The 24,332-nt window shown below is 57.7% G+C and carries 25 protein-coding genes, 1 other RNA gene and 1 riboswitch; of the genes, 13 read left to right on the top strand and 13 right to left on the bottom strand.

From position 1 onward, the window contains the following. Positions 1 to 23 precede the first annotated feature (23 nt). Positions 24 to 1,484 carry a MocR-like pyridoxine biosynthesis transcription factor PdxR gene (gene pdxR, locus AC2FIT_RS03275; protein ID WP_496826604.1) on the bottom strand — a complete coding sequence of 487 codons (1,461 nt, stop codon included), beginning with the start codon at positions 1,482 to 1,484 and terminating at the stop codon, positions 24 to 26. Positions 1,485 to 1,617: 133 nt separating this feature from the next. Here pdxR and AC2FIT_RS03270 point away from each other — a divergent pair, with 133 nt between their 5' ends. Next, complete coding sequence (locus tag AC2FIT_RS03270) at positions 1,618 to 1,926, top strand: ArsR/SmtB family transcription factor (protein WP_496826602.1); 309 nt, start codon at positions 1,618 to 1,620, stop codon at positions 1,924 to 1,926. Further along, positions 1,919 to 2,947 carry a permease gene (locus AC2FIT_RS03265; protein WP_496827155.1) on the top strand — a complete coding sequence of 343 codons (1,029 nt, stop codon included), beginning with the start codon at positions 1,919 to 1,921 and terminating at the stop codon, positions 2,945 to 2,947. The genes AC2FIT_RS03270 and AC2FIT_RS03265 overlap by 8 nt, the downstream gene beginning before the upstream one ends. A 38-nt stretch (positions 2,948 to 2,985) precedes the next feature. Here AC2FIT_RS03265 and AC2FIT_RS03260 read toward each other — a convergent pair whose 3' ends face one another. Then, on the bottom strand, positions 2,986 to 3,378 hold the full coding sequence (locus AC2FIT_RS03260) for a hypothetical protein (protein ID WP_496826600.1): 393 nt from the start codon (positions 3,376 to 3,378) through the stop codon (positions 2,986 to 2,988). A 51-nt stretch (positions 3,379 to 3,429) separates the two neighbouring features. Next, entirely contained in the window at positions 3,430 to 4,191 is a 762-nt protein-coding gene (locus tag AC2FIT_RS03255; RefSeq protein ID WP_068337200.1) for a DUF1013 domain-containing protein, read from the bottom strand. A gap of 130 nt (positions 4,192 to 4,321) precedes the next feature. Here AC2FIT_RS03255 and AC2FIT_RS03250 point away from each other — a divergent pair, with 130 nt between their 5' ends. Then, on the top strand, positions 4,322 to 4,963 hold the full coding sequence (locus AC2FIT_RS03250) for a ribonuclease T2 family protein (protein WP_496826598.1): 642 nt from the start codon (positions 4,322 to 4,324) through the stop codon (positions 4,961 to 4,963). Here the strand turns inward: AC2FIT_RS03250 and AC2FIT_RS03245 are convergent. Beyond that, positions 4,960 to 5,448, bottom strand: a complete 489-nt coding sequence (locus AC2FIT_RS03245; protein WP_496826596.1) for a hypothetical protein — start codon at positions 5,446 to 5,448, stop codon at positions 4,960 to 4,962. The genes AC2FIT_RS03250 and AC2FIT_RS03245 overlap by 4 nt on opposite strands. A gap of 104 nt (positions 5,449 to 5,552) precedes the next feature. Between AC2FIT_RS03245 and AC2FIT_RS03240 the strand changes: the two genes are divergently transcribed. After that, positions 5,553 to 6,041: a hypothetical protein gene (locus AC2FIT_RS03240; protein WP_496826594.1), complete on the top strand. Its 489-nt coding sequence runs from the start codon at positions 5,553 to 5,555 to the stop codon at positions 6,039 to 6,041. 100 nt (positions 6,042 to 6,141) lie between these two features. On the opposite strand, the gene recR is transcribed toward AC2FIT_RS03240, so the two are convergent. The 3 genes from recR to AC2FIT_RS03225 form a co-directional block, all read right to left on the bottom strand. Beyond that, a complete protein-coding gene (recR, locus tag AC2FIT_RS03235) occupies positions 6,142 to 6,735 on the bottom strand; it encodes a recombination mediator RecR (RefSeq protein WP_496826592.1) in 594 nt (197 codons plus the stop codon). Positions 6,736 to 6,798: 63 nt separating this feature from the next. After that, complete coding sequence (locus AC2FIT_RS03230) at positions 6,799 to 7,143, bottom strand: YbaB/EbfC family nucleoid-associated protein (protein WP_496826590.1); 345 nt, start codon at positions 7,141 to 7,143, stop codon at positions 6,799 to 6,801. 129 nt (positions 7,144 to 7,272) lie between these two features. Beyond that, on the bottom strand, positions 7,273 to 9,033 hold the full coding sequence (locus AC2FIT_RS03225) for a DNA polymerase III subunit gamma/tau (RefSeq protein ID WP_496826588.1): 1,761 nt from the start codon (positions 9,031 to 9,033) through the stop codon (positions 7,273 to 7,275). A gap of 92 nt (positions 9,034 to 9,125) precedes the next feature. Between AC2FIT_RS03225 and AC2FIT_RS03220 the strand changes: the two genes are divergently transcribed. After that, positions 9,126 to 9,662: a protein-tyrosine phosphatase family protein gene (locus AC2FIT_RS03220; protein ID WP_496826586.1), complete on the top strand. Its 537-nt coding sequence runs from the start codon at positions 9,126 to 9,128 to the stop codon at positions 9,660 to 9,662. Between the two features lies 1 nt (position 9,663). Here the strand turns inward: AC2FIT_RS03220 and AC2FIT_RS03215 are convergent, their stop codons facing one another. Both AC2FIT_RS03215 and AC2FIT_RS03210 read right to left on the bottom strand, forming a co-directional pair. Then, positions 9,664 to 9,990, bottom strand: coding sequence for a hypothetical protein (locus tag AC2FIT_RS03215; protein ID WP_496826584.1), 327 nt, complete (start codon positions 9,988 to 9,990; stop codon positions 9,664 to 9,666). Beyond that, on the bottom strand, positions 9,962 to 10,195 hold the full coding sequence (locus AC2FIT_RS03210) for a hypothetical protein (RefSeq protein WP_496826582.1): 234 nt from the start codon (positions 10,193 to 10,195) through the stop codon (positions 9,962 to 9,964). The genes AC2FIT_RS03215 and AC2FIT_RS03210 overlap by 29 nt, the downstream gene beginning before the upstream one ends. Continuing rightward, a riboswitch (cobalamin riboswitch) is annotated at positions 10,153 to 10,372 on the bottom strand. It overlaps the preceding gene by 43 nt. Before the next feature lie 289 nt (positions 10,373 to 10,661). Between AC2FIT_RS03210 and AC2FIT_RS03205 the strand changes: the two genes are divergently transcribed. Beyond that, the gene (locus tag AC2FIT_RS03205; RefSeq protein WP_496826580.1) at positions 10,662 to 11,234 is read left to right on the top strand and encodes an alpha/beta hydrolase family protein; all 573 of its coding nucleotides are present in this window, start codon (positions 10,662 to 10,664) and stop codon (positions 11,232 to 11,234) included. 31 nt (positions 11,235 to 11,265) lie between these two features. Here the strand turns inward: AC2FIT_RS03205 and ffs are convergent. Then, positions 11,266 to 11,364: signal recognition particle sRNA small type (gene ffs, locus AC2FIT_RS03200), an RNA gene on the bottom strand. Between the two features lie 39 nt (positions 11,365 to 11,403). Then, positions 11,404 to 13,284: a 5'-nucleotidase C-terminal domain-containing protein gene (locus AC2FIT_RS03195; protein ID WP_496826578.1), complete on the bottom strand. Its 1,881-nt coding sequence runs from the start codon at positions 13,282 to 13,284 to the stop codon at positions 11,404 to 11,406. A gap of 174 nt (positions 13,285 to 13,458) precedes the next feature. Between AC2FIT_RS03195 and nudC the strand changes: the two genes are divergently transcribed. Together nudC and AC2FIT_RS03185 are read left to right on the top strand one after the other, a co-directional pair. Then, positions 13,459 to 14,439 carry an NAD(+) diphosphatase gene (gene nudC / locus AC2FIT_RS03190; protein ID WP_496826576.1) on the top strand — a complete coding sequence of 327 codons (981 nt, stop codon included), beginning with the start codon at positions 13,459 to 13,461 and terminating at the stop codon, positions 14,437 to 14,439. A gap of 39 nt (positions 14,440 to 14,478) precedes the next feature. Further along, positions 14,479 to 14,946, top strand: coding sequence for an SRPBCC family protein (locus AC2FIT_RS03185; protein ID WP_496826574.1), 468 nt, complete (start codon positions 14,479 to 14,481; stop codon positions 14,944 to 14,946). 113 nt (positions 14,947 to 15,059) lie between these two features. On the opposite strand, the gene AC2FIT_RS03180 is transcribed toward AC2FIT_RS03185, so the two are convergent. Further along, positions 15,060 to 15,893, bottom strand: coding sequence for a prephenate dehydratase (locus AC2FIT_RS03180; protein WP_496826573.1), 834 nt, complete (start codon positions 15,891 to 15,893; stop codon positions 15,060 to 15,062). 119 nt (positions 15,894 to 16,012) lie between these two features. Between AC2FIT_RS03180 and AC2FIT_RS03175 the strand changes: the two genes are divergently transcribed. From AC2FIT_RS03175 to AC2FIT_RS03155, 5 genes are all read left to right on the top strand, one after another. Next, positions 16,013 to 16,522 (top strand): c-type cytochrome, encoded by a 510-nt coding sequence (locus AC2FIT_RS03175; protein ID WP_496827153.1) that lies wholly within the window; start codon positions 16,013 to 16,015, stop codon positions 16,520 to 16,522. Between the two features lie 172 nt (positions 16,523 to 16,694). Continuing rightward, positions 16,695 to 18,599, top strand: coding sequence for an extracellular solute-binding protein (locus tag AC2FIT_RS03170; protein WP_496826571.1), 1,905 nt, complete (start codon positions 16,695 to 16,697; stop codon positions 18,597 to 18,599). Between the two features lie 9 nt (positions 18,600 to 18,608). After that, positions 18,609 to 19,694, top strand: a complete 1,086-nt coding sequence (locus tag AC2FIT_RS03165) for a microcin C ABC transporter permease YejB (protein WP_496826569.1) — start codon at positions 18,609 to 18,611, stop codon at positions 19,692 to 19,694. Beyond that, positions 19,695 to 20,801, top strand: coding sequence for an ABC transporter permease (locus tag AC2FIT_RS03160; protein ID WP_496826567.1), 1,107 nt, complete (start codon positions 19,695 to 19,697; stop codon positions 20,799 to 20,801). It begins immediately after the preceding gene. Continuing rightward, positions 20,798 to 22,375 (top strand): ABC transporter ATP-binding protein, encoded by a 1,578-nt coding sequence (locus AC2FIT_RS03155; RefSeq protein ID WP_224890922.1) that lies wholly within the window; start codon positions 20,798 to 20,800, stop codon positions 22,373 to 22,375. The genes AC2FIT_RS03160 and AC2FIT_RS03155 overlap by 4 nt, the downstream gene beginning before the upstream one ends. Before the next feature lie 20 nt (positions 22,376 to 22,395). Here the strand turns inward: AC2FIT_RS03155 and AC2FIT_RS03150 are convergent, their stop codons facing one another. Further along, positions 22,396 to 24,324, bottom strand: a complete 1,929-nt coding sequence (locus AC2FIT_RS03150; protein WP_496826565.1) for an elongation factor G — start codon at positions 24,322 to 24,324, stop codon at positions 22,396 to 22,398. Positions 24,325 to 24,332: the final 8 nt, after the last annotated feature.

Genomic DNA, 24,332 nt, shown 5'->3' with positions numbered 1-24,332 from the left:
GGCGGATTAGGTCCAGTCTGGTGTTAGCTTGCGCGTATGGCATCAGCGATCAGCCTGACGCCCGGATCGATCCGATCCTGCCGGATCGAGGAATAGCCAAGGCGGTAGAAATTCTTTGGTTTGTCCAACCCAGCAAAGAAAGACGCCCCGGGTTCTATATGGACACTCTGGCCCCGCAGGGTGTGGGCCAATTGCGTTGTGTCGACGTGGTCAGGAGCTGACATCCACAGGGACGAGCCGCCCATGATCCCCCGTCCGGCGACGGTCAGACCGTGTTGCCCTATGGCTTTGTCCAATGCTTCGCGCCGCTGTGCCAGTGCCTTGGACATGCGCCTGATTTGCGCGTCGTAATGGCCCAAAGACAGGAAATAGGCTGTTGTGCGCTGAATATGGCCCGGCGGGTGACGCAGCACCAGGGAACGCAGCGCACGCGCTTCGCGGATGAACGGTTCGGACCCGACCATGTAACCCAAGCGCAACCCAGGAAAGATTGATTTCGAAAAGCTGCCAACATAGATCACGCGGCCATCCCGGTCCATCGACTTCAGCGCCGGAGAAGGGGCGCCCAGAAAGGCCATCTCGAACTCATAATCGTCCTCGACCACAATTGCATCCAGATCCCGTGCGCGCTCCAGCAGCTTGGTCCGGCGGTCAACGGGCATTGTCGCGGTTGTTGGGCATTGATGGCTGGGGGTCGTAAAAATGACATCGGTGCTGTCCGGTAAGGCATCAGGCGGCAAACCATCACGGTCAACGGGCAGGGCGGTCACGTTGCAATCCCAAGGGTCTAGCAGACTGCGGAGGGCATAGTAGCAGGGATCTTCGATCACGGCAGTCCGATTGCGGGTCAGTAAGATCCGAGACGCCAGCCACAGCGCGTTCTGCGCCCCCATGGTGATCAGAATCTCTTCGGGGCGGGCGGCGATACCGCGGCGGGGCAAGGTGTGGCGTGCGATGAACTCGACCAGCAGGGGATCATCCTGATCGACATAGTCGGCGGTCAGGGTGTCGAACTCTTTGTGTCCAAGCGCACGCACGGCGCAAAGGCGCCAGTTGGCGTGGTCGAACAGGGACTGATCGGCCTGACCGTAGATGAAGGGATAGCGATAGCTGCGCCAATCGGCCGGTTTCGCAAGCACATCCCCGCTCGAAAATCGACGGGCAAGGGCAGCGTTCCAGTCAACGGTTTCCGTCCCGCGCTGGACAGGCGTGTATTTGGGCGGCACCGGTGCGTTCTGCGAGACAAAATACCCCGACCGCCCCTTTGCCGTCAGGTAGTCATTGGCAAGCAATTCCGTATATGCGAGCGTCACGGTGATGCGACTTACCCCAAGATGGGCGGCCAGTTTGCGTGACGAAGGTAGTTTTTCACCGACGTGAAAACGCCCGGACAGAATGCCCTCGGCAATCATCTGCTGGATTTGGGCTTGCAGCGTGCCTTGCCCGTTGAGTTCAAGAAAGAATGTATCGACCGATATTACCATGAGGCTTTATAGGCTGGACTTACGGGGTGAGCAATCTGGACTTATGCCCTTTTGATAAATCCTGCGTCAGGTGATTGACTGAGGAATTCGATTGCATTAAATAACTATAAATCTAGTTTAATGGAGTAAGCGAATGTGGGAAACCGCGGCAGCAGGGTTTTCGGCCATGGGATCAGAGGCCCGGTTGAAGGTTCTGAGGACTTTGGTCCGGGCTGGGCAGGCTGGGCTGACAGTTGGTGAAATACAGGAACGGACGGGAATCGCGCCGTCGACACTGGCGCATCACCTCCGGTTTCTGGCCGCTGGTGGGGTGGTCGAACAAGAGAAGGCCGGGCGCAGCACGATCAACCGGGCCTGCTATGACGAGCTGAGGAGTTTGGCGCAGTTCATCCTTGCGGAATGCTGCGCGGACGAAGTGGGAAAGGCCGCGAATGATGGCTGAGTTAACGCAAAACCCCAAAGTGCCCGTAAAGGCGCTTGAACTGATCAAAACCCCATGGGCGCTGATCGTCGCGATCCTGATAGCCGTCGCGCTTTTGGACCCAGGCAACTGGATTGAGGTCGTTACCTTTGCCGGCAAGGCATTGGCCCATACCGGCCAGTACATCCTGTTTGCTGTTCTGCTGCTGTCCTATCTCAAGGCAACAGGGGCCGAGGTCATGGTCGCCCGGGCGTTTGAGGGGCGCGAGACACGGATGATTTTCCTAGCCGCCGTCTTTGGCGGGTTGGCCCCGTTCTGTTCCTGCGAGGTCATTCCGTTCATCGCTGGTTTGTTGGCGCTGGGCGCGCCGCTGTCTGCCGTGATGGCGTTTTGGCTTAGCTCACCCTTGATTGACCCGCCGACATTGCTGATCACTGCAGGCGCTCTTGGATGGCCCTTTGCGATCGGTAAAGCCGTTGCGGCGGTCGCGCTGGGTTTGTTCGGCGGCTTCGTCGTGCGCGGCCTGATGCGCTCGGGCGCTTTTTCCGCGCCTCTGCGCGAGTATAAACCGGCAGGCTGCTGCGGGTGTGGGCCCAAGCAGGATGACAAACCGGTCTGGAGGTTCTGGCAGGAACCTGAGCGTCGTCAGCGGTTCCGCGCTGAGTTCGTACATAACGGTCTGTTCCTGCTGAAATGGCTGGCCTTAGCCTACGTACTCGAGGCGTTGCTGGTCAACTACGTTCCGGCTGACATGATTGCCAACGTGGTGGGCGGCGAAGGGGTCATGCCCATTGTAATCGCCGCGCTGGTCGGGATGCCCGCCTATCTGAACTCATACGTTGCGCCGCCACTCTTGGCCGGTCTGACCGAACAGGGGATGAGCGCAGGTGCAGCAATGTCATTCATGATCGCGGGTGCCGTCAGCTCGATCCCGGCTATGGCAGCGGTCTGGTCGTTGGTCAAACCCAGGGTCTTTGCAACCTATCTGGGGCTGGGTGTCACCGGGGCGATCATTGCCGGTATTCTTTTCCAGATGATCTAAAGGAAAAACCGCCCGGAGATGCCTCCGGGCGGTTTTGCTTATTGGTTGGCCTCGCAGAGGCTCGGCTGTTTAAAACGGTACCGTGGTTCTCCGCTTTCGACGAACACGCGTTTTTCCACGCATGCAGTGGTGCCAACGGTTCGTGCAATATGTTCTTTGGGTTCGTTGATCGAGATGGCCGAGCCATCTGGCAGCTGAACGGAAGCAATGACCCCGAATTTCAGATCCCCATTCACAGGCGTCGCTGAAAGAACCGGAACGGTCAGGTACGCCTCATGTTCATGCGTACCATCGTCATTCAGCACCAAAAGCGCCGTTGCGATCAAGATCGTACCGATGACCGCCACCACCAGTAAACCCCAGGTTTTCAGAAACGCATAGATTGATACAGCGCGGTGCGGGCCAAAGATCTTGGACAGGATGGTCAGCATGGGTTCCCCACGAAAACACCCCAGCCTTTACGGGCCGGGGCTATCTGAGCATCAGGCGCGCTGATCGTCTTCGTCTTCTTCCTCGGCTCCGCCTTTGGGCAGATTGAAGAAGCTGTCGGCGTCGAGGATCGGCTCGTCCTCTTTTTCTTCCGCAGGTTCGTCGGACAGCGAGAACGTTTCTAGCCCTTCGATGGCTGTCGGAATCTTCGGCGCGGCGTCCATTTCCAACGACTGCTCGGTCGAAACCAGCTTGCGGCGCTCGTCATCGCTCATGACGCCACCTTCGGCGGCCTTCTTGGCGGCGGCTTTTTGAACGATCGCATCCAGCTCGGACTGTTTGCACAGGCCCAATGCAACCGGGTCGATGGGTTGCATGTTGGCAATGTTCCAGTGCGTACGCTCACGGATCGACTGGATGGTCGGTTTGGTGGTGCCAACCAGTTTGGCGATCTGGCCGTCGCTGAGTTCGGGGTGAAACTTGACCAGCCACAGGATCGAGTTCGGGCGATCCTGACGCTTGGACAGCGGAGTATAGCGAGGACCGCGGCGCTTTTCCTCACCCGAGGCGGCCGGGTTGAACTTCAGCTTCAGCTTGTGCAGCGGATTGTTCTGCGCGGCGTCGATCTCATCCTGGGTCAGCTGGTTGTTGGCAATCGGGTCGAACCCTTTCACGCCAGCGGCCACATCGCCATCGGCGATGCCCTGCACTTCAAGCTCGTGCATTCCTACAAAATCCGCGATCTGCTTGAAGCTGATCGTTGTATTGTCCACCAGCCATACGGCTGTTGCCTTGGCCATAAGCGGTTTTGCCATCAGCCCGTCTCCTATAAATACATCTGTCCCGTCGCCGGAATTCGGCGGCCCCGTGATCTTGGGGCAGGTTTCCGTTGTCGGGGAACTTGGGGTCTATATAGTCGCGGCAGGGCAAGAAGGAAAGAGGCGAATGCGGAGGCGATTTCTAGGGTTGGTTCTGTGGGTCTTTGGCGCGACGGCTACGCTTGCCGAAGGCGAAGAGGCGGGAGAATTCGACTACTACGTTCTGTCGCTCAGCTGGTCGCCCAACTGGTGCGCGCGCGAAGGCGATGCACGCGGATCGGACCAATGCGATGCGCGCCACGACCACGGCTGGATTCTGCATGGTCTTTGGCCGCAATATCATCAGGGTTGGCCTGCCTTCTGCCGCACGCCCGAGGCGCCTCCGTCGCGTGCGATGACGCGCGAAATGGCGGATATTCAGGGCTCGCCGGGTCTTTCATGGCACCAGTGGAAGAAACATGGTACTTGTTCGGGCCTGTCCGCAGCGGATTATTTTGCGTTGTCGCGGCAGGCTTATGCGCAGGTCGAACGCCCTGAGGTATTCCGTCAGCTGGACTCGTCGGTCAAATTGCCTGCTTCGGTGGTGGAAGAGGCGTTTCTGAACGCCAATCCCACGTTGGAGCGCGACATGATCACCGTCACCTGCAAACAGGGTTACATCGAAGAGGTACGGCTGTGCTTGTCACTTGACCTTGAACCTGCGCCCTGTGGACGTGACGTGATCCGTGATTGTTCTGCCACAGACGCGCTGTTCGATCCGATTCGTTAAAGCGTCCGGTTCTGGCATTCGCGAGCGTAATTCAACGCCTTGGCGGTGCCCTTGAGGTCAATCGCCATCACCACGTCACCTGTGGAGTTGTAGACGGTCATCGTCCTGTTCTGCGCAATAACGTCGACGAAACGTCGGTCGGTGAAAAACACGGTCGCGCCGGGTACGCGGCCCTGATTGAACCCAATGGCAGTGGCGCCATAGCTCTTGCTGTCCAGTTCGAACCGGATCGGATAGCTTTCGCCGTGCTCGATATCGCCCCAAGCCTTGTTGTAAACGGCAAAATACCCGCGATTGTCCAGCGCGTCATAGCCGATACGCACCACCGAGAGGTCCTGATACACCGTCTGGATCAAACACCCATTGCCAAGCGCAGGATCCATCATGATGTTCCAGCCTTCGACAAAGCCCTTGTCGATGAGTTCTTGCGAAAGGGCGGCGGTTGCAGCGAAGGCGGCGAAGATGAGGGCGAGTAGGCGGGTCATGAGGTTGTCCCTTGGTTAAGTTTGGCTTTATATTTTTTTTGTGTTGAGCAGTCATCTGACTCATACTGTAGCGACTGTTTTCTTTATTTAGAACTGGTCGATACATGAGCATGAGAGTACTTTTCGTTTTTCTGGCTTGCGCATTAGTCTCAGGATCTGCCGTTGCACTTGTTTCTGAAAAATCAGCAACAATTGGAAAGTGGCAAGTGATTGCTGCGCAGACACCGAGGGATGGTTTGTCTTGCCAAGCGCTTTTGAAAAATTCCAAGGGATCGTTTCTTTTGTTCGGTTCTCAAGAACGAAATGACATAACGCCGCTAGTCGGGCTCGGAAATGACTATCCGAAAGGTTTGCGCGCAGTCGTCAGAATCGGCGAACAAGACTTTGAGTTTGAACAACCTAACCCACCGGGAGCGAACCGATTTCGCCCGAGTTCTGAACAAGACGACGCAGAAATCGTTCAGATTCTGAACACCAATCGGACAACAAAAATTACCGCCAAGGGAAAGTATGGGCAATTCACACTTAGAGCCAAAGACGTCGGAAAAGTGCTGAGTTTTTTCCATGAAAACTGTGGGATTTCCGTCAATTGAAAAAGTTTTTTGGTCGACGCCAAATTTCTAACCGGAGAGGCAGATAGCCCAACTTAATCAAAGGAAAGTTCGGTATCGTTCTTCAGGAAATGTGCATAATTCAAAGCTCTTTCCGCGCCCGCAGCGCGGCCGTAATCGTCCCGTCATCCAGATAATCCAACTCTCCCCCAATCGGCACACCCTGCGCCAGTGAGGTCAGGCGGACCTGCCCCTCTAACTGGTCGGCGATGTAGTGGGCGGTGGTTTGGCCATCGACGGTGGCGTTCAGGGCCAGGATGACTTCGGTGATACCCTCAGCCGTGACCCGATCCTTCAGGCGGGGGATGCGCAGATCGTCCGGGCCGACGCCGTCCAAGGCGGATAGTGTTCCGCCCAGAACGTGATAGCGGCCTTTGAACACGCCGGCGCGTTCCATCGCCCATAGGTCCGCTACGTCTTCGACCACACACAACTCTCCGGTCGCACGGGCCTCGTTGTCGCAGATGTCACAGATGTCTGTGGTGCCGATATTGCCGCAGTTCAGGCACTCACGCGCGGTGGCGGCGACCTGCTGCATCGCGTCGGACAGCGGGGTCAGCAGCAGGGCACGTTTGCGGATCAGGTGCAGCACCGCGCGACGGGCCGAGCGGGGGCCGAGGCCCGGCAGCTTGGCCATCAGGTCGATCAGGTTGTCGATGTCGCTGTTCGAACTCACTGCGCGTGCTCCTGCAAGTGGGCCGGGCAGGGTGCCCGGCCGATAATCCGTCAGGAGTGACTATCAGAACGGCAGCTTGATGTCTGCGGGCAGGCCCATGCTTTCGGTCAGCTTGGCCATTTCAGCCTGCGCGCGCTCAGCAGCTTTGGTCTGCGCGTCCTTGATGGCAGCAAGGATCAAGTCTTCGACAACCTCCTTTTCGTCGCCGTTAAAGATTGACGGATCAATGTCCAGACCTTTCAATTCACCTTTCGCGGTGGCTGTGGCCTTGACCAGCCCAGCACCGGATTCGCCGACAACCATGATGGTGTTCAGCTCTTCCTGCATGTCTGCCATCTTTGTCTGCAAATCCTGGGCGGATTTCATCATCTTGGCCATGTCGCCAAGACCGCCGAGTCCTTTGAGCATCGCTTTTCTCCTATAAATCGGTTTGTCGCTTAAATACGGGCGGTATTCGCGCCGCACAAGGGCACAGAGGCTCCCGCCCGTTGTCGCGGTCTTTTGCAAGACCTTTCTTCCCGTTGGCTCCGGTTTTGCCTAGTCTTCTTCAAACGGGTCCCACTCGTCTTCGACCTCGGGCAGCGCTTCGGTTTCGATCTTGGCTTCGCGCTGTTCCGGTGTTTCGATGCTTCTGATCCGCGCCTTGGGGAATTGGGCCAAAACAGCCTGCACCAAAGGATGCGCACGCGCTTCGGCTTTCAACGCCTCCTCTGCCGCGTTTTCCTTTTCGTAGATCGTTTCCCCACCGCCTTCGTTTACGACCGTGATCGCCCAGCGATTGCCTGTCCACCGTTGCAGGGCTGTCCCCAAACGCTGCGCCAATTGCGGAGAGGCACGTTCGGTCGGCTGGAATTCGATGCGTCCGGGCTGATAGGCGACCAGCCGCAGCGCGCGCTTTACCTCGTCCAGCAGTACACCATCGCGGTTGGCGCGGATCAGATCGACCACGTGATCAAAGGTCGGGTAACGTGCCAGTGCGGTTTGTGCGTCCTGCGCCAAAGCGGCGCTTGGTGCGCCGGCCCCTCCGCGCATGGGGCTTGTGTAGGACGATGCCACCGGCGTCCGAGCATGCGCGGCAGGTTGCGACGGCGCAGCCACTCCACCGCCGGGTCCGTTATTGGGCGGCGGAGGTGGCGCATCCTGCAAGCGCTTGATCAGTTCTTCGGGGCTGGGCAGGTCAGCCACATGGGTTAGACGGATCACGGCCATCTCAGCCGCCATCATGGCGTTTGGCGCAGCCGAGACCTCTTCGAGCGCCTTCAGCAGCATCTGCCACATCCGGGTCAGGACGCGCATTGGCAGTGCCTCGGCCATTTGTTGACCGCGCGCGCGTTCATCCGGTGAGACTGTCGGGTCTTCCGCCGCGTCCGGCGTGATCTTGACCACGGACACCCAGTGGGTGATTTCCGCAAGATCGCGCAGCACAGCCAGTGGGTCTGCGCCTTCGGCATATTGCGCCCCCAATTCGGTCAGCGCCCCTGCCGCATCACCACGCAGGATCATGTCCATCAGGTCCAGCACGCGTCCGCGATCGGCCAGGCCCAGCATAGCGCGCACCTGGTCAGCACTGGTTTCACCTGCCCCGTGTGAAATCGCCTGATCCAGCAACGAGGTCGCATCCCGAGCAGATCCTTCTGCAGCGCGCGTAATAAGGGCCAGGGCGTCATCCGCAATCTGAGCTTTTTCCGCCGCCGCGATCTTGCTGAGAAGGCCGATCATGTCTTCGGGCTCAATCCGGCGCAGATCAAATCGCTGGCAACGGGACAGAACCGTCACCGGCACCTTGCGAATTTCGGTCGTGGCGAAGATGAACTTCACATGTTCGGGCGGTTCCTCAAGCGTCTTGAGTAGCGCGTTGAATGCGCTGGTCGAAAGCATGTGAACTTCGTCGATGATATAGATCTTGTAGCGTGCGCTGGCGGCGCGATAGCGGACGCTGTCGATGATTTCGCGAATATCGTTCACGCCAGTTCGGCTGGCGGCGTCCATTTCCATCACGTCGACATGGCGGCCTTCCATGATGGCAACGCAATGCTCGCACTGACCACATGGTTCGGTTGTCGGCTTGCCTTGACCATCCGGACCGATGCAGTTCATGCCTTTCGCAATGATCCGCGCCGTGGTGGTTTTTCCGGTGCCGCGAATACCGGTCATGATAAAGGCTTGCGCGATCCGATCAGCCTCGAACGCGTTTTTCAGCGTGCGCACCATCGCGTCCTGACCCACAAGGTCAGCAAAAGTTTCCGGGCGGTATTTGCGGGCAAGAACCTGATAGGCGGGGCTGGGCGTGTCGTTCATATCTGCTCTGTCGGATTCGGTTCAGAACCGCAGCGTAGAGACCCCCGCGCCCCACGTCCACAGCCACCTAGGATGAAAATTCGTTTGCAAGAATGTTTGTTCACCTTAGAAGCACGCATGAAAGAGGGGACACGGTGGACAGGTTTGGCATTCACCCAGTTCACGTTGGAAACGGCATTGTTGCCTTGTCGCCGCTGCCCGGCTGCGGCGATGAATACGCACGGGATTTCGTTGCTATCCGCGATTGGCGGCCTGGTCTTGTGATCTCGGTAACTACGACGGATGAAATGCTGCAAGAAGGCGCGATCAGGTTGGGGGACGATCTGCGTGCAAATGGTGTCAGGTGGGTGCACTTGCCAATTGAGGATTTTGGCACTCCGACGCCGCCGGTTGATACTGCTTGGGCAGATATAGGCGCAACAGTGTCGCGTATCCTATCCTGTGGGGGGCGGGTGCTGGTGCATTGCCGCGGAGGCTGCGGCCGCTCTGGTATGATCGTTCTGCGCCTCATGGTCGAACACGGAGAGAGCCCGGACACCGCGTTAAAACGGTTGCGTGCTGTGCGCAAATGCGCCGTCGAAACCGATAGCCAGATGCAATGGGCGGCCCGGCCCGTGATAGGCCACTAGGTCAGAGCGCCATTTGCCGGTCCATCGTAACGACAGGGTCTGTCGCAAGGGTCGTGACTTCCAGCATCGCGCAGGGCGGAGTGGTCAGCATTCCGGCCGGACGCGTGGCCGTGTCCGGGCCAAACATCATGTCCGCAAATGTCTCCAGCACTTCGAGAGGCGCATCTTCGGTGGCCCCGCAGTAAATACGGATAAGGTTTTTTTGCGCTCTGAACCGTGCGACGCAGCCTTGCGGGCAATGGGAAAGCTCACTGTTGCCGGCAAATTCAAAATCAGGGGTCGTCGCCGGGACCGCGGTCTCAACCGCCCGCACGACCGAGCGCGCCATCTGCGCCAGTGCCGGACAGGTTTTGCCGGTTTTCTGACACACGGTGGCAGAGAATTGGTGTGTCTTTGTCTTCCAGATCATACCGCGCCCTCCGCGCATGGACCGGGGCATGGATCAGGTGTGTCATCGTACTGACGACCAGTCCGGGCACCCCGCCCGAGTTTCGATTTTGTTTCGATGGCAGGTCTCCTGACTTGCGGGTCATCGCGTTGCCGACCTTCCCAACCTTGCGGCCAGTGGCGTTTCGGCATTGCTCACCGCTTACAGTTGCGGGGGCAGTCTCGGCCTTGGTCCATTCCGATTTCACGGGCAGGACCGCACCGTGTTCCCTTTTCATCCCGCCCCGAGTGCCGGGGCAAGAACCATCTGCCCATCGCTAGCGGGTCAGTGTGGCTTGAGTCAAGCGACCTCTTGGTTTGGTGGGGGTACGTGGGGTCATGTTGAAACCCGATTGACTTGGCCCGGCAATCCATGCGGATACATCAGGTGAACTGATTGGTTCAGATAGAGGGTAGGATGCTGGATACCGAACAAGCCGTGCTGACCGAAGATATTCTGATTCCGTCAGGTACGACCCAATTGTCGGCTCGGCTATATTTCCCGATAGACACGCCCCGAACGGCCCGCTAAAGGCGGCGCGGGCCACGATGGCGGATTGGGCTTTGACAGATATGCCCGCAGCACGCGCCGAAATGCGAAAGCGGTTTCCCAATGCGCAGCAATGGAGCATTGGCCATTCCATCGGTGGAATGTTGGGGCCGATTCAATCCGATCTGGATCAGATTGATCGTATGATTTGTGTTTGTTCCGGGTTGGTCACAGTGTCGGATCACCCGTGGCCATACCGCGGCCTTGCCTTGCTGTTCTGGTACGGTCATGCCCCATTGGCCGTAAAAACACTGGGCTATTTGCCGGGCAAGGCGCTGGGTTTCGGGGCAGATTTGCCCGCGTCAGTGTACTGGCAGTGGCGCGGATGGAGTACCGCACCGCGCAACTATCTGCCTGAAATCGGGGTGACCTTGCCCGACGCTCGCGAAGCGCCGCCAGACACACCCGTGGACCTTTTTACATTCGACGATGACGATGTAGTGCCGCCAAAGGCGGTTTGGCGGCTGGCCGGTCTTTTCGGACCCAACGCGCGCCGGCATGTATTGTCGCCGGCTGAGCTTGGATTGCCCAAGGTAGGACATATCGGAGCCTTTGCCCGTCGTAACGCCGCAGTCTGGCCGCGATTGATTGCCTAGGCTAGGCGCATGCAGAAATTTGGTGAGGGTGAAGTGAGAGGTTGGACATCGACCCAAGCGGGGCTCGTTGTGGCTGCTTCCTTCCGGACCTGACCAGGTTGGCGAGGCGCTCGCCCGCGCCAACCTCTCACGCAGGGATATAGGCAAACTTCTTGCGAAACACAACCCGTCAGAGCGTCAATCGGATAAGCAAAAAGCCTTCATCATCTATTCCGATGACTTGAGGGTTAAAACTATCCAGTTCCGCGATATGAGCTTGCGCTTTTGGGCTTGTCCGAAGCAGGCTTGTCGCACCCTGCACGGGCACAAAGGTAAAGGGGTAGGGGGCTCCCTCAAGTGGGTCGCGCGGCAAAGATTCGGACAGATAATCCTGCAGAGCGCGTTGAACAAGCAATGGCGGCAGGGTTATGCGCTCTGCTGCTTCCATAAACCGGAAATGGCCGCCGCCATTGGCGCGATGATTGTTCGACGCAACCACAAACCGCTGTTCAGCGGTCAATGGTTGCCCCTTAAAACAAGTGTTTCGAATACGTCGGTGAGAGGGGGAAATCAGATGGCCTGCCAAGTCAAAACGTGCGGGCTGAGACAGGTCGATCTGATAGGTCAGACCCTGCAGAATGTCAAAATTGTACCCGGCCCGGTTTGTGTTGATCATATCGGCGTGCTGGCCGGGTTGAATGCGATTAAAAACACTCGCGGACATTTCCAACCAATCCGTGACCTGTCTTCCGTCAACCAATACGGCCCGCAATTCATTGGGAAAGATACATAGATCGTTCACGTGGCGCACACAGATCTGACCAGCCGGGATATCAGTGAAATATCGCGGACCGGCGCGTCCTCCGACCTTGGACGGCGCGGCTGCAGACAGAACCGGCAAACCTGCAAACGGTGTCGTCTGCAAATAGGGCCTGACCGCTGCCGCTTGTGCAGCTGCCGTCAGAACTAGACCTCTGTCCGGGGCGCAAAAGCTGAAATAGCTGTGCAGGTGATGATCGGTCTTACCGATATGTTGTGCTGTGCGCCGCCGGGTTTCCAAGTGACCGGGGGCGAAGAGTTGCCTCAATACCGGATCATTTGCGACGGGCGCGGGCGACGCGCCAGGTTTTGAAGGGCATACCGACCGCAATTCGACATGACTGTGCCGCAAGCGCCATTCTCTGCCCTCAAGCCTTTTCAATTCCAGATCAACCAACCCAAGATTTGCGCCGGCCGCTCCGGGCATCACGACCGGCTTTCCATGTACCTTCCCCCGTTTCGCATCGACATGCGTAAAGCCCTCATGTGTTTTGCCGGGCAGCGTCAGGTGCGAATGTCCTGCGATCAAGGCATCAATCCCATTGAGGGCGGCCAGCGGTATGATGGCATTTTCAAGATCGAAGTCCCCTTTCGTGGGGCCAATACCTGTATGCGCAAGGGCGATGATCAGATCACAGCCCAGACTTTTAAGATCCGCGACCTTTTCTGCGGCGCATGCCAAAATGCCGTCCATGACAACCATTTTCTCCAGCTTATGCGCTTCCCATTTCGCAGTCTGTGGCGGAAGAACTGAAAAAACACCGACTCTCAGCGAAACTGGCTGACCCTTGTACAGACCCGTTCTGGTGACGATGGTATGTTCCTGCCACGACGGGCTGGCATCTTGCCGGTGCGCATTGCTGCAAATCACCGGGCAGCTTGAGGCCGCGATCACTTGGTCAAGCGTATTCAAGCCGAAACTGAAGTCGTGGTTGCCCAGCCCAATGGCGTCATAACCAAGATCGCCAAACGCACGCATCAGGATATGAGGCGCGTTTTCCGGTTGCACTGCCCATTCCCCAAGCGGCGTACCCTGCAGCGAATCCCCGTTGTCAAACAGCAGCACCATGGCACCTTGCGCCTCGGCTTCTTGCCGGGCAGCACGGATCAGGTGTGCCGTGCGGGTGAAACCGATCGACGGGTCGGGTGTGTCTGAGTAATAGTCAAAGCCACACAGGTTCATGTGAAGATCGGAGGTTGCAAGAATCCGTATCTTCAGCGGCGCGTGCGACGGTCGGGGGGAGTAAGTCAAGCTTCTACTTCTGGATGTTGTATGTGCGCCATATTCTCCAAAAAGTATAATATGTGCAACTTGTAAGGCATGTCTGCAATCATGCGGCAGCCTGGGGTATTCCGGCGCAAGAATTGCCATTGCAACATGGGGTCAGCCGTGGCACCCCCGTGCCGACTACCCAAAGGACTTATTATGAAACACGCGGAACTTGTGACGTTTGGCAGTTCAGGCCTTGATCGCGCGGCGCAAATAAGGGTCGATGTTGACAAACTGGCGCAGGCCCAAGCCCATCCACAGGCGCGCTGCCTGCTGCTCTGGCGTGGCAAGCCGCTGGTTCAGGGTGAGGCGCTGGACCGTCTGGGCCTCGTGCCAATGCATCACGATTTGGTCAAGAATGGACCGGGTGGCAGTATTGAAAAGCCGGTGTTTCTAGGTCTTTCCGACGGTGATCCGGTCTTTGCACAGGATATATCGGCCTGGTCGCCCGAAGGGCTGGACATGTCGCAGGTTGGCGGCTTTGTCGATCCGTCAGAACAGCAACACCCGGATTTGCCCCAAGGCTATGTCTTTGCTGAACTGCGCCGGATTATGACCCGGCTGTCTGCCCGAGAGGCAGAATTGGCGGCAGCGGCCAAAGCGGTTATCGGCTGGCACGAGACGCATAGGTTCTGCGCGCGGTGTGGTGCGCCGAGCGAGGTAGCGCAGGCCGGATGGCAGCGCAGTTGCCCGGTCTGTGGCGCGCAGCATTTCCCGCGCACCGATCCGGTGGTCATCATGTTGATCACCCATGGGGATTCGGTTCTGATCGGGCGATCGCCGGGATGGCCCGAAGGGATGTATTCGCTGCTGGCGGGATTTGTCGAGCCCGGCGAAACGCTTGAGGCGGCAGTCCGGCGTGAGGTGATGGAAGAGGCAGGTGTGCCGGTCGGTGCGGTCAGCTACCTCTCCAGCCAGCCGTGGCCATTTCCCGCGTCTTTGATGTTTGGTTGTGCCGGCGAAGCACTATCGCGCGAGATCACCATTGATCCGGTGGAAATCGAAGACGCGATATGGGTAAGTAAGCCCGAGATGATGCAGGTCTTTGCTGGCGAACATCCGACGCTGCTGCCTGCGCGAAAAGGGGCCATTGCGCATTTCCTGTTGCAAAACTGGCTTGCGGATACGCTGGACTGACAAAATACTTAGTAAAGAGCGATATAAACACGAGCCGCCATGCAGTTTACAGCACGCGAAGACATCGAAGCCCCGATCAATGCCGTGTTCGAAATGGTCGCCGATTTCGAGCGGTTCGAACGCATGGCAATGCGCCGCGGGATCGAAGTGCGGCGTCTGACAGGGCATATGGGTGTCGTCCCGGGAACCCGGTGGGAGACGCAGTTTAAACTGCGTGGAAAGCCCCGTCATATTGCGATTGAAATGGACGAGTGCGACCCGCCGTCGCTGATGCGGTTCCAAGCGACAAGCAAGGGCATGAAGGGTATGACACTCGTCGAATTTCTGGCCCTGTCGCAGCGGCGCACCCGTCTGAGCGTTGAAATGTCGCTGGCTGCCAAGTCTTTGCCAGCGCGGCTGTTCCTTCAATCGCTGAAACTGGGGCAAGCCCGCTTTCGTCGCCGGTTCCAGATGCGGCTCAGCGAATTTGCACGTGAAATGGAAGAGCGTCATCTTCACGGGTCGTAAGCGCCGCAAAGTTGGAAGGGCGCAGGAAAGCGTAGGCATTTTTTTGCGACGGGAAGCCGAGATCACCGATGCTGTGTCGAAGAAATATTCACTGAAGTGACCCGTCGCGCGGGTCAGCCGCGCGGTTGCGCTGCGGGATATACACCCAGTACTTCGACATTGGTGGTGAAATGCTCCAGTTCTTCCATCGCCAATTGCACGTTTTGGTCATCGGGGTGGCCTACGATATCTGCGTAAAACTGTGTCGCGGTGAATGAGCCATCGACCATGTAGCTTTCCAGCTTGGTCATGTTGATGCCGTTGGTGGCAAACCCACCCAGCGCTTTATACAATGCGGCGGGGATGTTGCGCACCTGAAAGACAAAGCTGGTGATCATGCCATGTGGCCCACGCCGGGATAGGTCCGTTTCCCGTGACATGATCAGAAAACGGGTGGTGTTGTTGTCTTCGTCTTCGATGTGACGGGCCAATACGTTCAACCCATAGATTTCGCCCGCCAGTTCGCTGGCCAGCGCCGCCGAATGCAGGTCTCCCTGTTCCGAGACCTCACGCGCGGCACGGGCGTTATCGGGGCTGACGCGGCCGTGTATGTTGTGTTCTTTAAGAAAACCCGCGCATTGCGGTAGCAATACCAGATGCGAGTGTGCCTCGGTGATGTCAGCCAAGGTCGCTCCGGGCACTGCCAGCAGATTGATATGCACGCGGACGAACGCCTCATCGATAATGTGAAGCCCGCTATGCGGCAGCAAACGGTGAATGTCGGCCACCCGCCCGTAGGTGGTGTTTTCGACCGGCAGCATGGCAAGGTCCGCCTTGCCCGTCCGCACTGATTCGATCACATCTTCGAACGTGCGACAGGGCAGGGCCTCCATATCGGGGCGCGCGTTGCGGCAGGCCTCGTGGCTGTAGGCGCCGGGTTCTCCCTGAAATGCAATGCGTTTGGTCATGTGGTCGATTCCGTGCAAAAAGTTTTAGGGTTGGGCGTTTAGTCGCGGTGTCTATACCTTGCCTCTTGCAAGGGGAAGCCTTAGACACCCCAAAGACAGCTGAAATGGACAAGCGATCAATGTTCGACACGATGACAGTTACCAAGGCCGCAGCAGGCCTTTTTGGCACCTTCCTGGTCCTGCTTCTTTCAAAATGGGCAGCCGAAGTGCTTTACCATGCGGACGGCCATGGTGAGACGGCCTCTTACATCATCGAAACCGAAAGCGCAGGCGAAAGCGCCGATGCCGAAGAAGTCGTTTTCGAAGACCTGCTGGCCGCCGCTGATCCGGAAAAAGGCGCAAAGGTATTCCGTAAATGTACTGCCTGCCACAAGCTGGAAGATGGCGCGAATGGCACAGGCCCATATCTGTACGCGGTTGTGGACCGTCCTGTGGCATCTGCGAAAGGGTTCACCGGCTATTCGGCTGCGATGCAGGCACACGGTGGCAACTGGACGCCTGAAGCACTGGATGCTTTCCTGGAGCGTCCAAGCTCTTACATCTCGGGCACATCCATGAGCTTTGCTGGCCTGAAAAAACCTCAGGACCGCGCCGATCTGATTGCCTATTTGCAGACGATCGGCAACTGATCCGGTGATCAGGATGAACAAATTCAAAGCCGTTGCCCTGTGCAGCGGCTTTATTTTTGCCTCATAACATCTTCACAAAGTGTTCACGCAATCTAAACTTGAACCTGACAGCGCTGGTCATTTAGCTGGCGAGCATAAGTTATTGAAACAGGTGAAGCAGGGGATGAGCAACATGAAATCCAACAGAATTTCTGTTCAGGCACGTGCATTGGATTTCAGTCGCTGGACATATGCGTTGGTGGTCGGGTTCTGGATTCTTCTTCTAATGACCGTTCCGCTGCTTGCGGAAGAGAAGATCATAAAAAGCCACGGATTTTCGGAATTCGGTGATCTGAAATACCCCGAAGGCTTTGCGCATTTCGATTATGTGAACCCTGACGCTCCGAAGGGAGGCGAGCTGTCCTATGCCGCGCAGGGCACATTCGACAGTTTCAACCCGTTCACGCGGCAAGGCCGTGCTGGTGCGCGGTCGGCTGATCAGTACGAATCCCTGCTGGTCCCGTCATATGACGAGCCGGCGTCTTACTACGGGCTGTTGGCCGAAAGCCTGGAATATCCCGAAAGCCAGGAATGGGTCATTTTCAACATGCGCCCTGAGGCGCGGTTTTCTGACGGTACGCCGGTCACCGCCGACGACGTGGTTTTTTCTCATAACCTGCTGCTGGATCAGGGGCTTAAGTCATATGCAGATGCGGTTCGCAAGCGTATCCCCCGCGCCGAGGCGTTGGACGATCACCGGGTCAAATTCTATTTTGCCCCGGATATTCCACGCCGGGCACTGATCTCGCAGGTGGGTGGCACGCCGGTGTTTTCAAAAGCGTGGTTCGAAGCGGATCCGGAAAATCGGCGCTTGGACAAGTCGCGGCTCGAGCCGGGGATCGGATCGGCCCCATATCTGCTGGACAGCTACGACATCAACCGCCGCATCGTTTACAAGCGGAACCCGGACTATTGGGGTGACGACATCAACGTGAATGTCGGCCGCAACAATTATGACACGATCCGTATCGAGTATTTCAGCGACTCGATTGCCGCGATGGAGGGGTTCAAGGCGGGCACTTTCACCCTGCGGCAGGAAAATAACTCGAAAAGCTGGGCAACCGCGTATGATTTTCCTGCAATTACGAACGGGTCCGTCATTCGTGTCGAGCTTGAGGACGGCAACGTCCCCACGGCCTCCGGGTTCATCATGAACTTGGACCGTCCTCAATTTCAGAATCCACGTGTGCGTGAAGCGGTTCAGCTTGCCTATAACTTCGAATGGACCAATGAAAGCCTGCAATACGGGCTGTTTCAGCAACGCCATTCATTCTGGGAAGGCACGCATCTTGAGGCAAACGGACTACCTGAAGGACGCGAGCTTGAAGTACTGCAAAGCCTTGGCGATGCGGTGGACCCGGATGTTTTGACTGAAGAACCGGTGATGGCTCATGCCTCCAGACCCGCGCGCCAGAACGACCGCCGTAACCTGCGCACGGCCATGGCTCTGCTGGATGAGGCCGGTTGGGTTGTCGGCGGCGACGGCATTCGTCGGAATTCCGAGGGCAAGGTTCTGTCCATTGAGTTTCTGTCGGATCAGCCCACGTTGGACCGGATTATCCAGCCATTTGTCGACAATCTGCGCGCCATGGGGATTGATGCGGTCTATAACCGTGTGGACAACGCCCAGTTCACGCTGCGTCGTCGTGACCGGGACTTTGACATGATCGTTGGCGGATATCCAACATCGCTGCAACCTTCGACTGGACTTTATCAGCAATTCGGGACCGAGGCGGCCTCGTATTCCGTTTTCAACCCGTCAGGTGCGCATGGCCCGGATATTGAACCGTTGATCGACAATATCGTGGCTGCAACCGAAAGCGAAGAGTTGTACGCCAATGTCCGCGCCCTGGACCGTGTGTTGCGGGCCAAGCGCATCATGGTGCCAACCTGGTATCTGGGTAAATATTGGGTCGCTTATTGGGACATGTATGAATACCCCGAAAACCTGCCGCCTTATGCTTTGGGGGTCGAAGACCTGTGGTGGATCAACGCCGACAAAGAAGCCGAGTTGAAATCCTCGGGCGCGTTGAGGTAATCCGCCCCCATGGGAGCATATATTCTAAGACGTCTGTTGCTGGTCATTCCAACCCTGCTGGGGATCATGATCGTCAACTTCACGCTGGTTCAATTCGTCCCCGGCGGTCCGATTGAACAGATCATCGCCCAGATGGAAGGGGGCGGTGACGTGTTTGAAGGTATCGCGGGCGGCGGCAGTGATATCGAACAACAAACCGGTGGTGCGAACGATCGTTATGTCGGTGCGCGTGGACTGCCGCCAGAGTTCATCGAAGAACTTGAAAGGGAATTCGGGTTCGACAAGCCTCCGGTCGAGCGGTTCCTGGATATGATGGGCAATTACCTGACGCTGGATTTTGGTGAGAGCTATTTCCGCTCGATCAGCGTGATTGATCTGGTGCTCGAAAAGATGCCGGTGTCAATTTCGCTTGGTCTGTGGTCGACGCTGATCGCCTATCTGGTGTCGATCCCGCTGGGTATCCGCAAGGCGGTCAGGGACGGGTCGAGGTTCGACACATGGACCAGCGGAACAATCATCGTGGCTTACGCGATCCCGGGTTTCTTGTTTGCGATCCTGTTGCTGGTGCTGTTTGCCGGTGGGTCGTACTATCAAATCTTCCCTCTGCGCGGACTGACCTCGGACGATTGGGACAGCCTCAGCCTGTTTGGCAAGATCGTCGATTACTTCTGGCACATCACCCTGCCGGTGATTGCCTTGACGATTTCGGCCTTTGCAACGCTGACGCTGCTGACCAAGAACTCGTTTTTGGATGAAGTCAAAAAACAATATGTCATGACGGCCCGCGCTAAAGGCTTAAGCGAAAGCAAGGTTCTGTATGGCCATGTCTTTCGCAACGCCATGCTGATCGTGATTGCCGGGTTCCCGGCCGTGTTCATCGGGGTGTTCTTTAGCGGGTCGATCATAATCGAGACCATCTTTTCGCTCGACGGCCTGGGTCGTTTGGGCTTTGAGGCCGCGGTCGCGCGGGACTATCCGGTGATCTTTGGCACTCTGTTCATCTTTGGCCTGATGAGCCTTGTCGTCGGCATCATTAGCGACCTGATGTACGTGCTGGTCGATCCTCGCATCGATTTCGAAAAACGGGAGGGGTAGATGACACTTTCCCCGCTCAACCAGCGCCGTTGGCGCAACTTCCGCCGCAATGGCAGGGCGTTTTGGTCGCTGATCATCTTTTCAGTTCTGTTTGGCCTGTCGCTCTTTGCCGAGTTCATCGCAAACGACAAACCAATCCTGGTTAAATACCGGGGTGAGTTTTACACGCCTATATTCAATTTCTACGCGGAAACTGAATTCGGTGGCGATTTCCAGACCGAAGCGATCTATCGCGACCCCGAAGTGCAGTGCCTGATCGACAGCGGTGGTCTTGAGGAATGTTTCGACGACCCCGAAGGCATTATTGATGAGATCAAGGCCGGTACGTTCCAAGCCGAAGGGTTTGAACGCGGCTGGGCCATATGGCCACTGATCCCGTATTCCTTCAACACCAGTGTGGACCGTCCGGGCGCGGCACCATTGCCGCCCAACGGACAAAACCTGCTTGGGACGGATGATACAAAGCGTGATGTTCTGGCGCGGGTGATCTATGGCTTCCGCCTGTCGATCCTGTTCACGCTGATGGTCACAGGTGTCGCCAGCCTGATTGGTATATTCGCCGGGGCCATTCAGGGCTTTTTCGGCGGTTGGCTTGATCTGGTGTTCCAACGCATCATTGAAATCTGGTCGGCCACGCCTTCGCTCTACGTCATCATCATTATGTTTGCCATTTTGGGGCGAAGTTTCTGGCTGTTGGTGGCCTTGTTGATCCTGTTCAGTTGGACCGGGCTGGTGAGTGTTGTCAGGGCCGAGTTCCTACGCGCCCGCAATCTTGAATATGTCCGTGCTGCGCGGGCGCTGGGCGTTGGGAATATGACCATCATGTTCCGCCACATGCTGCCCAACGCGATGGTTGCAACGCTGACTTTCATGCCCTTCATCGTGACGGGCACCATCGGGGGTCTCGCCTCGCTGGACTTTCTGGGTTTTGGTCTACCGTCCTCGGCCCCGTCGTTGGGCGAACTGACTTTGCAGGCAAAACAGAACCTGCAAGCGCCCTGGCTGGCCTTCACGGCATTTTTCACCTTTGCCATCATGCTGTCGCTACTGGTCTTCATCTTCGAAGGTGTCCGCGATGCGTTTGATCCGAGAAAGACCTTTTCATGAGCCTGTTGGATGTCAAAAACCTCAACGTCTCGTTTCGGCAGGATGGGCAGGTAAGCGCGGCGGTGAAAGGTGTTTCGTTTACTGTCGACCGGGGTGAGACGGTTGCCCTTGTGGGGGAATCCGGGTCGGGTAAATCGGTTACAGCCCTGTCGACGGTTTCCCTTTTGGGTGACAGCGCCATCGTCGAAGGCTCGGCCACATATGACGGCCACGAGATGATCGGCGCGTCCGAAGACAAGCTGATGGAAGTGCGCGGCAACGATATCAGCTTTATCTTCCAAGAACCAATGACCTCGCTCAACCCGCTGCACACGATCCAAAAGCAGATGGCCGAGTCGCTGGCCCTGCACCAGGGTCTTACCGGTGACGCGGCACGCGAAAGAATCGTCGAGCTGCTGACCAAGGTCGGCATCCGTGACCCTCGGGAGCGTTTGGACAGCTATCCGCATCAGCTTTCGGGCGGGCAACGGCAGCGTGTGATGATTGCCATGGCGCTGGCCAATAAGCCTGATATTCTGATCGCTGATGAACCCACCACCGCGCTGGACGTGACGATTCAGGCGCAAATCCTGAACCTGCTGGCCGAGCTTCAAAAATCCGAAAACATGGGGATGCTGTTCATCACGCACGACCTGGGTATCGTGCGGCGTATCGCGGACCGGGTTTGCGTGATGAAAGATGGCGAGATTGTCGAAACCGGCGCGACGGCTGAGATTTTCAACAACCCGCAGCACCCTTACACTCGCAAACTGCTGGGTGCCGAACCCTCAGGTCATCCCGATCCCGTGGCATCGAACGCGGAAGAGATCGCCCGAACAGAAAACCTCAAGGTCTGGTTTCCGATCCAGCGTGGGTTTTTGAAACGGACTGTCGGTTACGTCAAAGCGGTAAATGATGCCACGCTAAGCGTGCGGGCGGGCGAGACGCTGGGTATTGTTGGGGAAAGCGGCTCTGGCAAGACAACTCTGGCGCTGGCGATCATGCGGCTGATCGCGTCTGAGGGCGGTATCACCTTCCGCGATCAAAACGTGCGTCGCTGGTCCACACGGGAACTGCGCCGATTGCGCAAGGATATGCAGATCGTGTTTCAGGACCCGTTCGGCAGCCTCAGCCCGCGTATGACGTGCCAGCAGATCATTGCCGAGGGGCTGGCAATCCACAATGTCGATCCTCATCGCGCCCCGCGTGAATTGGTGGCCGAGGTGATGACCGAGGTTGGCCTGGACCCGGCGGCGATGGACCGCTATCCGCATGAGTTCTCGGGCGGGCAGCGTCAGCGTATCGCTATCGCACGCGCCATGGTATTGCGGCCCAAGCTGTTGGTTCTGGATGAACCGACCAGCGCACTGGATATGACGGTACAAGTTCAGATTGTTGATCTGCTGCGCGATCTGCAACGGAAGTACGGTCTAGCCTATCTATTCATCAGCCACGATCTGAAGGTTGTGCGGGCCATGTCGCACAAGGTGATCGTCATGCGTAATGGCGACGTCATCGAAATGGGCGCGGCGGAGGATCTGTTTGAAAACGCCCAGACAGATTACACCCGCGAACTGATCGCGGCGGCGGGCTGAACCCAGCCCGCGCCATCCGGTCAGGCATTGGCGCTTTCACGCGTTGCGGCTTTTGGCACTGGCCCGCGCAGCTCTTCATAGTGATCAAAGCTCAGCTTGACCCAGCCGGTGCCGCGTGTGGCGCTGGCGAGGGTCCGGTGAAGCTCATCCTCGGCCACAGCAGGCAGTTGGGCATTAAATATCTCCCAGCCTGAAGCGTTGGGGTTGCCCTCAAATCCCAGCACCTGTCCTTGCAGCGAACTGATCGTTGGAACGAGATCCCCGACAAAATCCGAAGGCAGGTGGATTTCGGCGCTCAGAATCGGTTGCAAAACCACGGGTTTGGCTTGCGGTAAGGCTTCGCGTACGGCGTTCTTGCCAGCAGTACGGAAGGCATAGTCTGAGCTGTCCACATTGTGATGTTTACCGTCGCTGAGTGTCACCTTCACGTCGACCACGGGAAAGCCTTCTGGACCTTGCGCCAGCGCGTCTTTGGCGCCGTGTTCGACCGACGGGATGTAATTCTTAGGCACAGCGCCGCCCTTGACGATTTCTTCGAACTGAAACCCCGATCCGCGTGGCATCGGCGCGACCGAAATCACCACGTCGGCAAACTGCCCCGCGCCGCCGGATTGCTTGCGGTGGCGGTGGCGGTGTTCAACAGGCGCACGGATGGTTTCGCGATAGGCGGTTTCGACCGGATCGGCCAGTATCTCAATTCCGAAATCCTCGGCCAGCTTCGCGGTGACGCGGCGCATATGCTGCGGTCCTTGGGATCCCAATATGGCGTGTCCGCTCAGTTCATCCTGCGCCAAATGAAGTCCTGGGTCGATCTCGGCCAGACGTGTCAGCGCGTTGGACAGGCGCACGTCATCGCGTTCATGCGCTGGTGACACGATTTGCCGATGCGCGACAGGGTGCGAGGCAGCCCACTCCGGCAGCGGGGTCGAAGATGCGCTGTCATACAGGTTACCAGGGTTCAGGTGATCAGACTTGACCGCCAGACCGATTTGCCCGGCGGGCAGTTCGGCGATCTGCGTTTTGGCATCCAGAGTGGTCAGGTTGCCGACGGTCTCGCCCCCAAGGCTTTCATGCGCTTTCACACCCTCACCCAGTCCGCGCAGGACGACGATCTTGCCGATATGCTTTTTTACGTCTGCGAACCCGGCGATTGCACGGGCGTTTTCGGCGGCCTCGTCGCGCCCGGCCGCTATGTCGAATTCCGGGGCTTCGTGCCGCAGCGCTTTCATGAGCCGGGTCAAGCCATTTCCGTGGCTGGCCGCGCCCAAACAGGCAGGGATCAGTTGCTGGTTTTGCAAGACCTGCGCGGCCAGGTCATAGACTTCGGCGCTGGGGGGCCGCTTGTCTTCGATCAATTGCTCTAACAGGTGGTCGTCGAAATCCGACAGGGTCTCCAGCAACTCGGTGCGGGCCTCCTGTTCGCGGTCTTCAACCGATTGCGGAAGCTCAATCAGGGCCGAGGGTTGCCCTTCCTGATATTTCCATGCCCGTTCAGATATAAGATCGACCGCACCGATGATCGCGTCACCTTCGCGGATCGGAACTTGCCGCAGGGCAATGTGATGCGAACAGTAGGTTTGCAAGGCCGCGATGATGTCACGGATTCGCCCATTGGGGTTGTCCATTCGGTTGATGAACAGAAAGCAGGGGATGCCTGCCTCTTCAACCAGACGCAGGTATGGAGCGCACAGGACTGCGGCGTTTGGATCGGGCGGAACAACAACCACGGCCGCGTCTGAAATCGCCATGGCCGGTCCGACATAAGCCAGATTGTCGCCGCCGCCATCCACGTCAACGGCACACCAGGGCTCTCCCAAGTAAGAAAAACCGTGCAAATGCACGGTTCCGGATACGTCGAATGTGGTGGGTCGGTCATCTAGGCGGCTGATGGCCTCGACCAGGGTTGTTTTGCCCGATTGGCTGGGGCCGAGGACGGTGAAAACGCGCATGAGTGCTG

Source organism: Ruegeria sp. YTSA135, from assembly GCF_059610165.1.
Note: the sequence above shows the minus strand (reverse complement) of the source record. Positions and strands in the feature narration are given on the sequence as shown.

What these genes read in the sequence shown, in the direction of transcription:
- pdxR (WP_496826604.1), bottom strand. Translation starts at nt 1,484, where the DNA reads ATGGTAATATCGGTCGATACATTCTTTCTTGAACTCAACGGGCAAGGC.
- AC2FIT_RS03270 (WP_496826602.1), top strand. Translation starts at nt 1,618, where the DNA reads ATGTGGGAAACCGCGGCAGCAGGGTTTTCGGCCATGGGATCAGAGGCC.
- AC2FIT_RS03265 (WP_496827155.1), top strand. Translation starts at nt 1,919, where the DNA reads ATGGCTGAGTTAACGCAAAACCCCAAAGTGCCCGTAAAGGCGCTTGAA.
- AC2FIT_RS03260 (WP_496826600.1), bottom strand. Translation starts at nt 3,378, where the DNA reads ATGCTGACCATCCTGTCCAAGATCTTTGGCCCGCACCGCGCTGTATCA.
- AC2FIT_RS03255 (WP_068337200.1), bottom strand. Translation starts at nt 4,191, where the DNA reads ATGGCAAAACCGCTTATGGCCAAGGCAACAGCCGTATGGCTGGTGGAC.
- AC2FIT_RS03250 (WP_496826598.1), top strand. Translation starts at nt 4,322, where the DNA reads ATGCGGAGGCGATTTCTAGGGTTGGTTCTGTGGGTCTTTGGCGCGACG.
- AC2FIT_RS03245 (WP_496826596.1), bottom strand. Translation starts at nt 5,448, where the DNA reads ATGACCCGCCTACTCGCCCTCATCTTCGCCGCCTTCGCTGCAACCGCC.
- AC2FIT_RS03240 (WP_496826594.1), top strand. Translation starts at nt 5,553, where the DNA reads ATGAGCATGAGAGTACTTTTCGTTTTTCTGGCTTGCGCATTAGTCTCA.
- AC2FIT_RS03230 (WP_496826590.1), bottom strand. Translation starts at nt 7,143, where the DNA reads ATGCTCAAAGGACTCGGCGGTCTTGGCGACATGGCCAAGATGATGAAA.
- AC2FIT_RS03225 (WP_496826588.1), bottom strand. Translation starts at nt 9,033, where the DNA reads ATGAACGACACGCCCAGCCCCGCCTATCAGGTTCTTGCCCGCAAATAC.
- AC2FIT_RS03220 (WP_496826586.1), top strand. Translation starts at nt 9,126, where the DNA reads ATGTTTGTTCACCTTAGAAGCACGCATGAAAGAGGGGACACGGTGGAC.
- AC2FIT_RS03215 (WP_496826584.1), bottom strand. Translation starts at nt 9,990, where the DNA reads ATGGCGCGCTCGGTCGTGCGGGCGGTTGAGACCGCGGTCCCGGCGACG.
- AC2FIT_RS03210 (WP_496826582.1), bottom strand. Translation starts at nt 10,195, where the DNA reads ATGACCCGCAAGTCAGGAGACCTGCCATCGAAACAAAATCGAAACTCG.
- AC2FIT_RS03205 (WP_496826580.1), top strand. Translation starts at nt 10,662, where the DNA reads ATGCCCGCAGCACGCGCCGAAATGCGAAAGCGGTTTCCCAATGCGCAG.
- nudC (WP_496826576.1), top strand. Translation starts at nt 13,459, where the DNA reads ATGAAACACGCGGAACTTGTGACGTTTGGCAGTTCAGGCCTTGATCGC.
- AC2FIT_RS03185 (WP_496826574.1), top strand. Translation starts at nt 14,479, where the DNA reads ATGCAGTTTACAGCACGCGAAGACATCGAAGCCCCGATCAATGCCGTG.
- AC2FIT_RS03180 (WP_496826573.1), bottom strand. Translation starts at nt 15,893, where the DNA reads ATGACCAAACGCATTGCATTTCAGGGAGAACCCGGCGCCTACAGCCAC.
- AC2FIT_RS03175 (WP_496827153.1), top strand. Translation starts at nt 16,013, where the DNA reads ATGTTCGACACGATGACAGTTACCAAGGCCGCAGCAGGCCTTTTTGGC.
- AC2FIT_RS03170 (WP_496826571.1), top strand. Translation starts at nt 16,695, where the DNA reads ATGAAATCCAACAGAATTTCTGTTCAGGCACGTGCATTGGATTTCAGT.
- AC2FIT_RS03165 (WP_496826569.1), top strand. Translation starts at nt 18,609, where the DNA reads ATGGGAGCATATATTCTAAGACGTCTGTTGCTGGTCATTCCAACCCTG.
- AC2FIT_RS03160 (WP_496826567.1), top strand. Translation starts at nt 19,695, where the DNA reads ATGACACTTTCCCCGCTCAACCAGCGCCGTTGGCGCAACTTCCGCCGC.
- AC2FIT_RS03155 (WP_224890922.1), top strand. Translation starts at nt 20,798, where the DNA reads ATGAGCCTGTTGGATGTCAAAAACCTCAACGTCTCGTTTCGGCAGGAT.
- AC2FIT_RS03150 (WP_496826565.1), bottom strand. Translation starts at nt 24,324, where the DNA reads ATGCGCGTTTTCACCGTCCTCGGCCCCAGCCAATCGGGCAAAACAACC.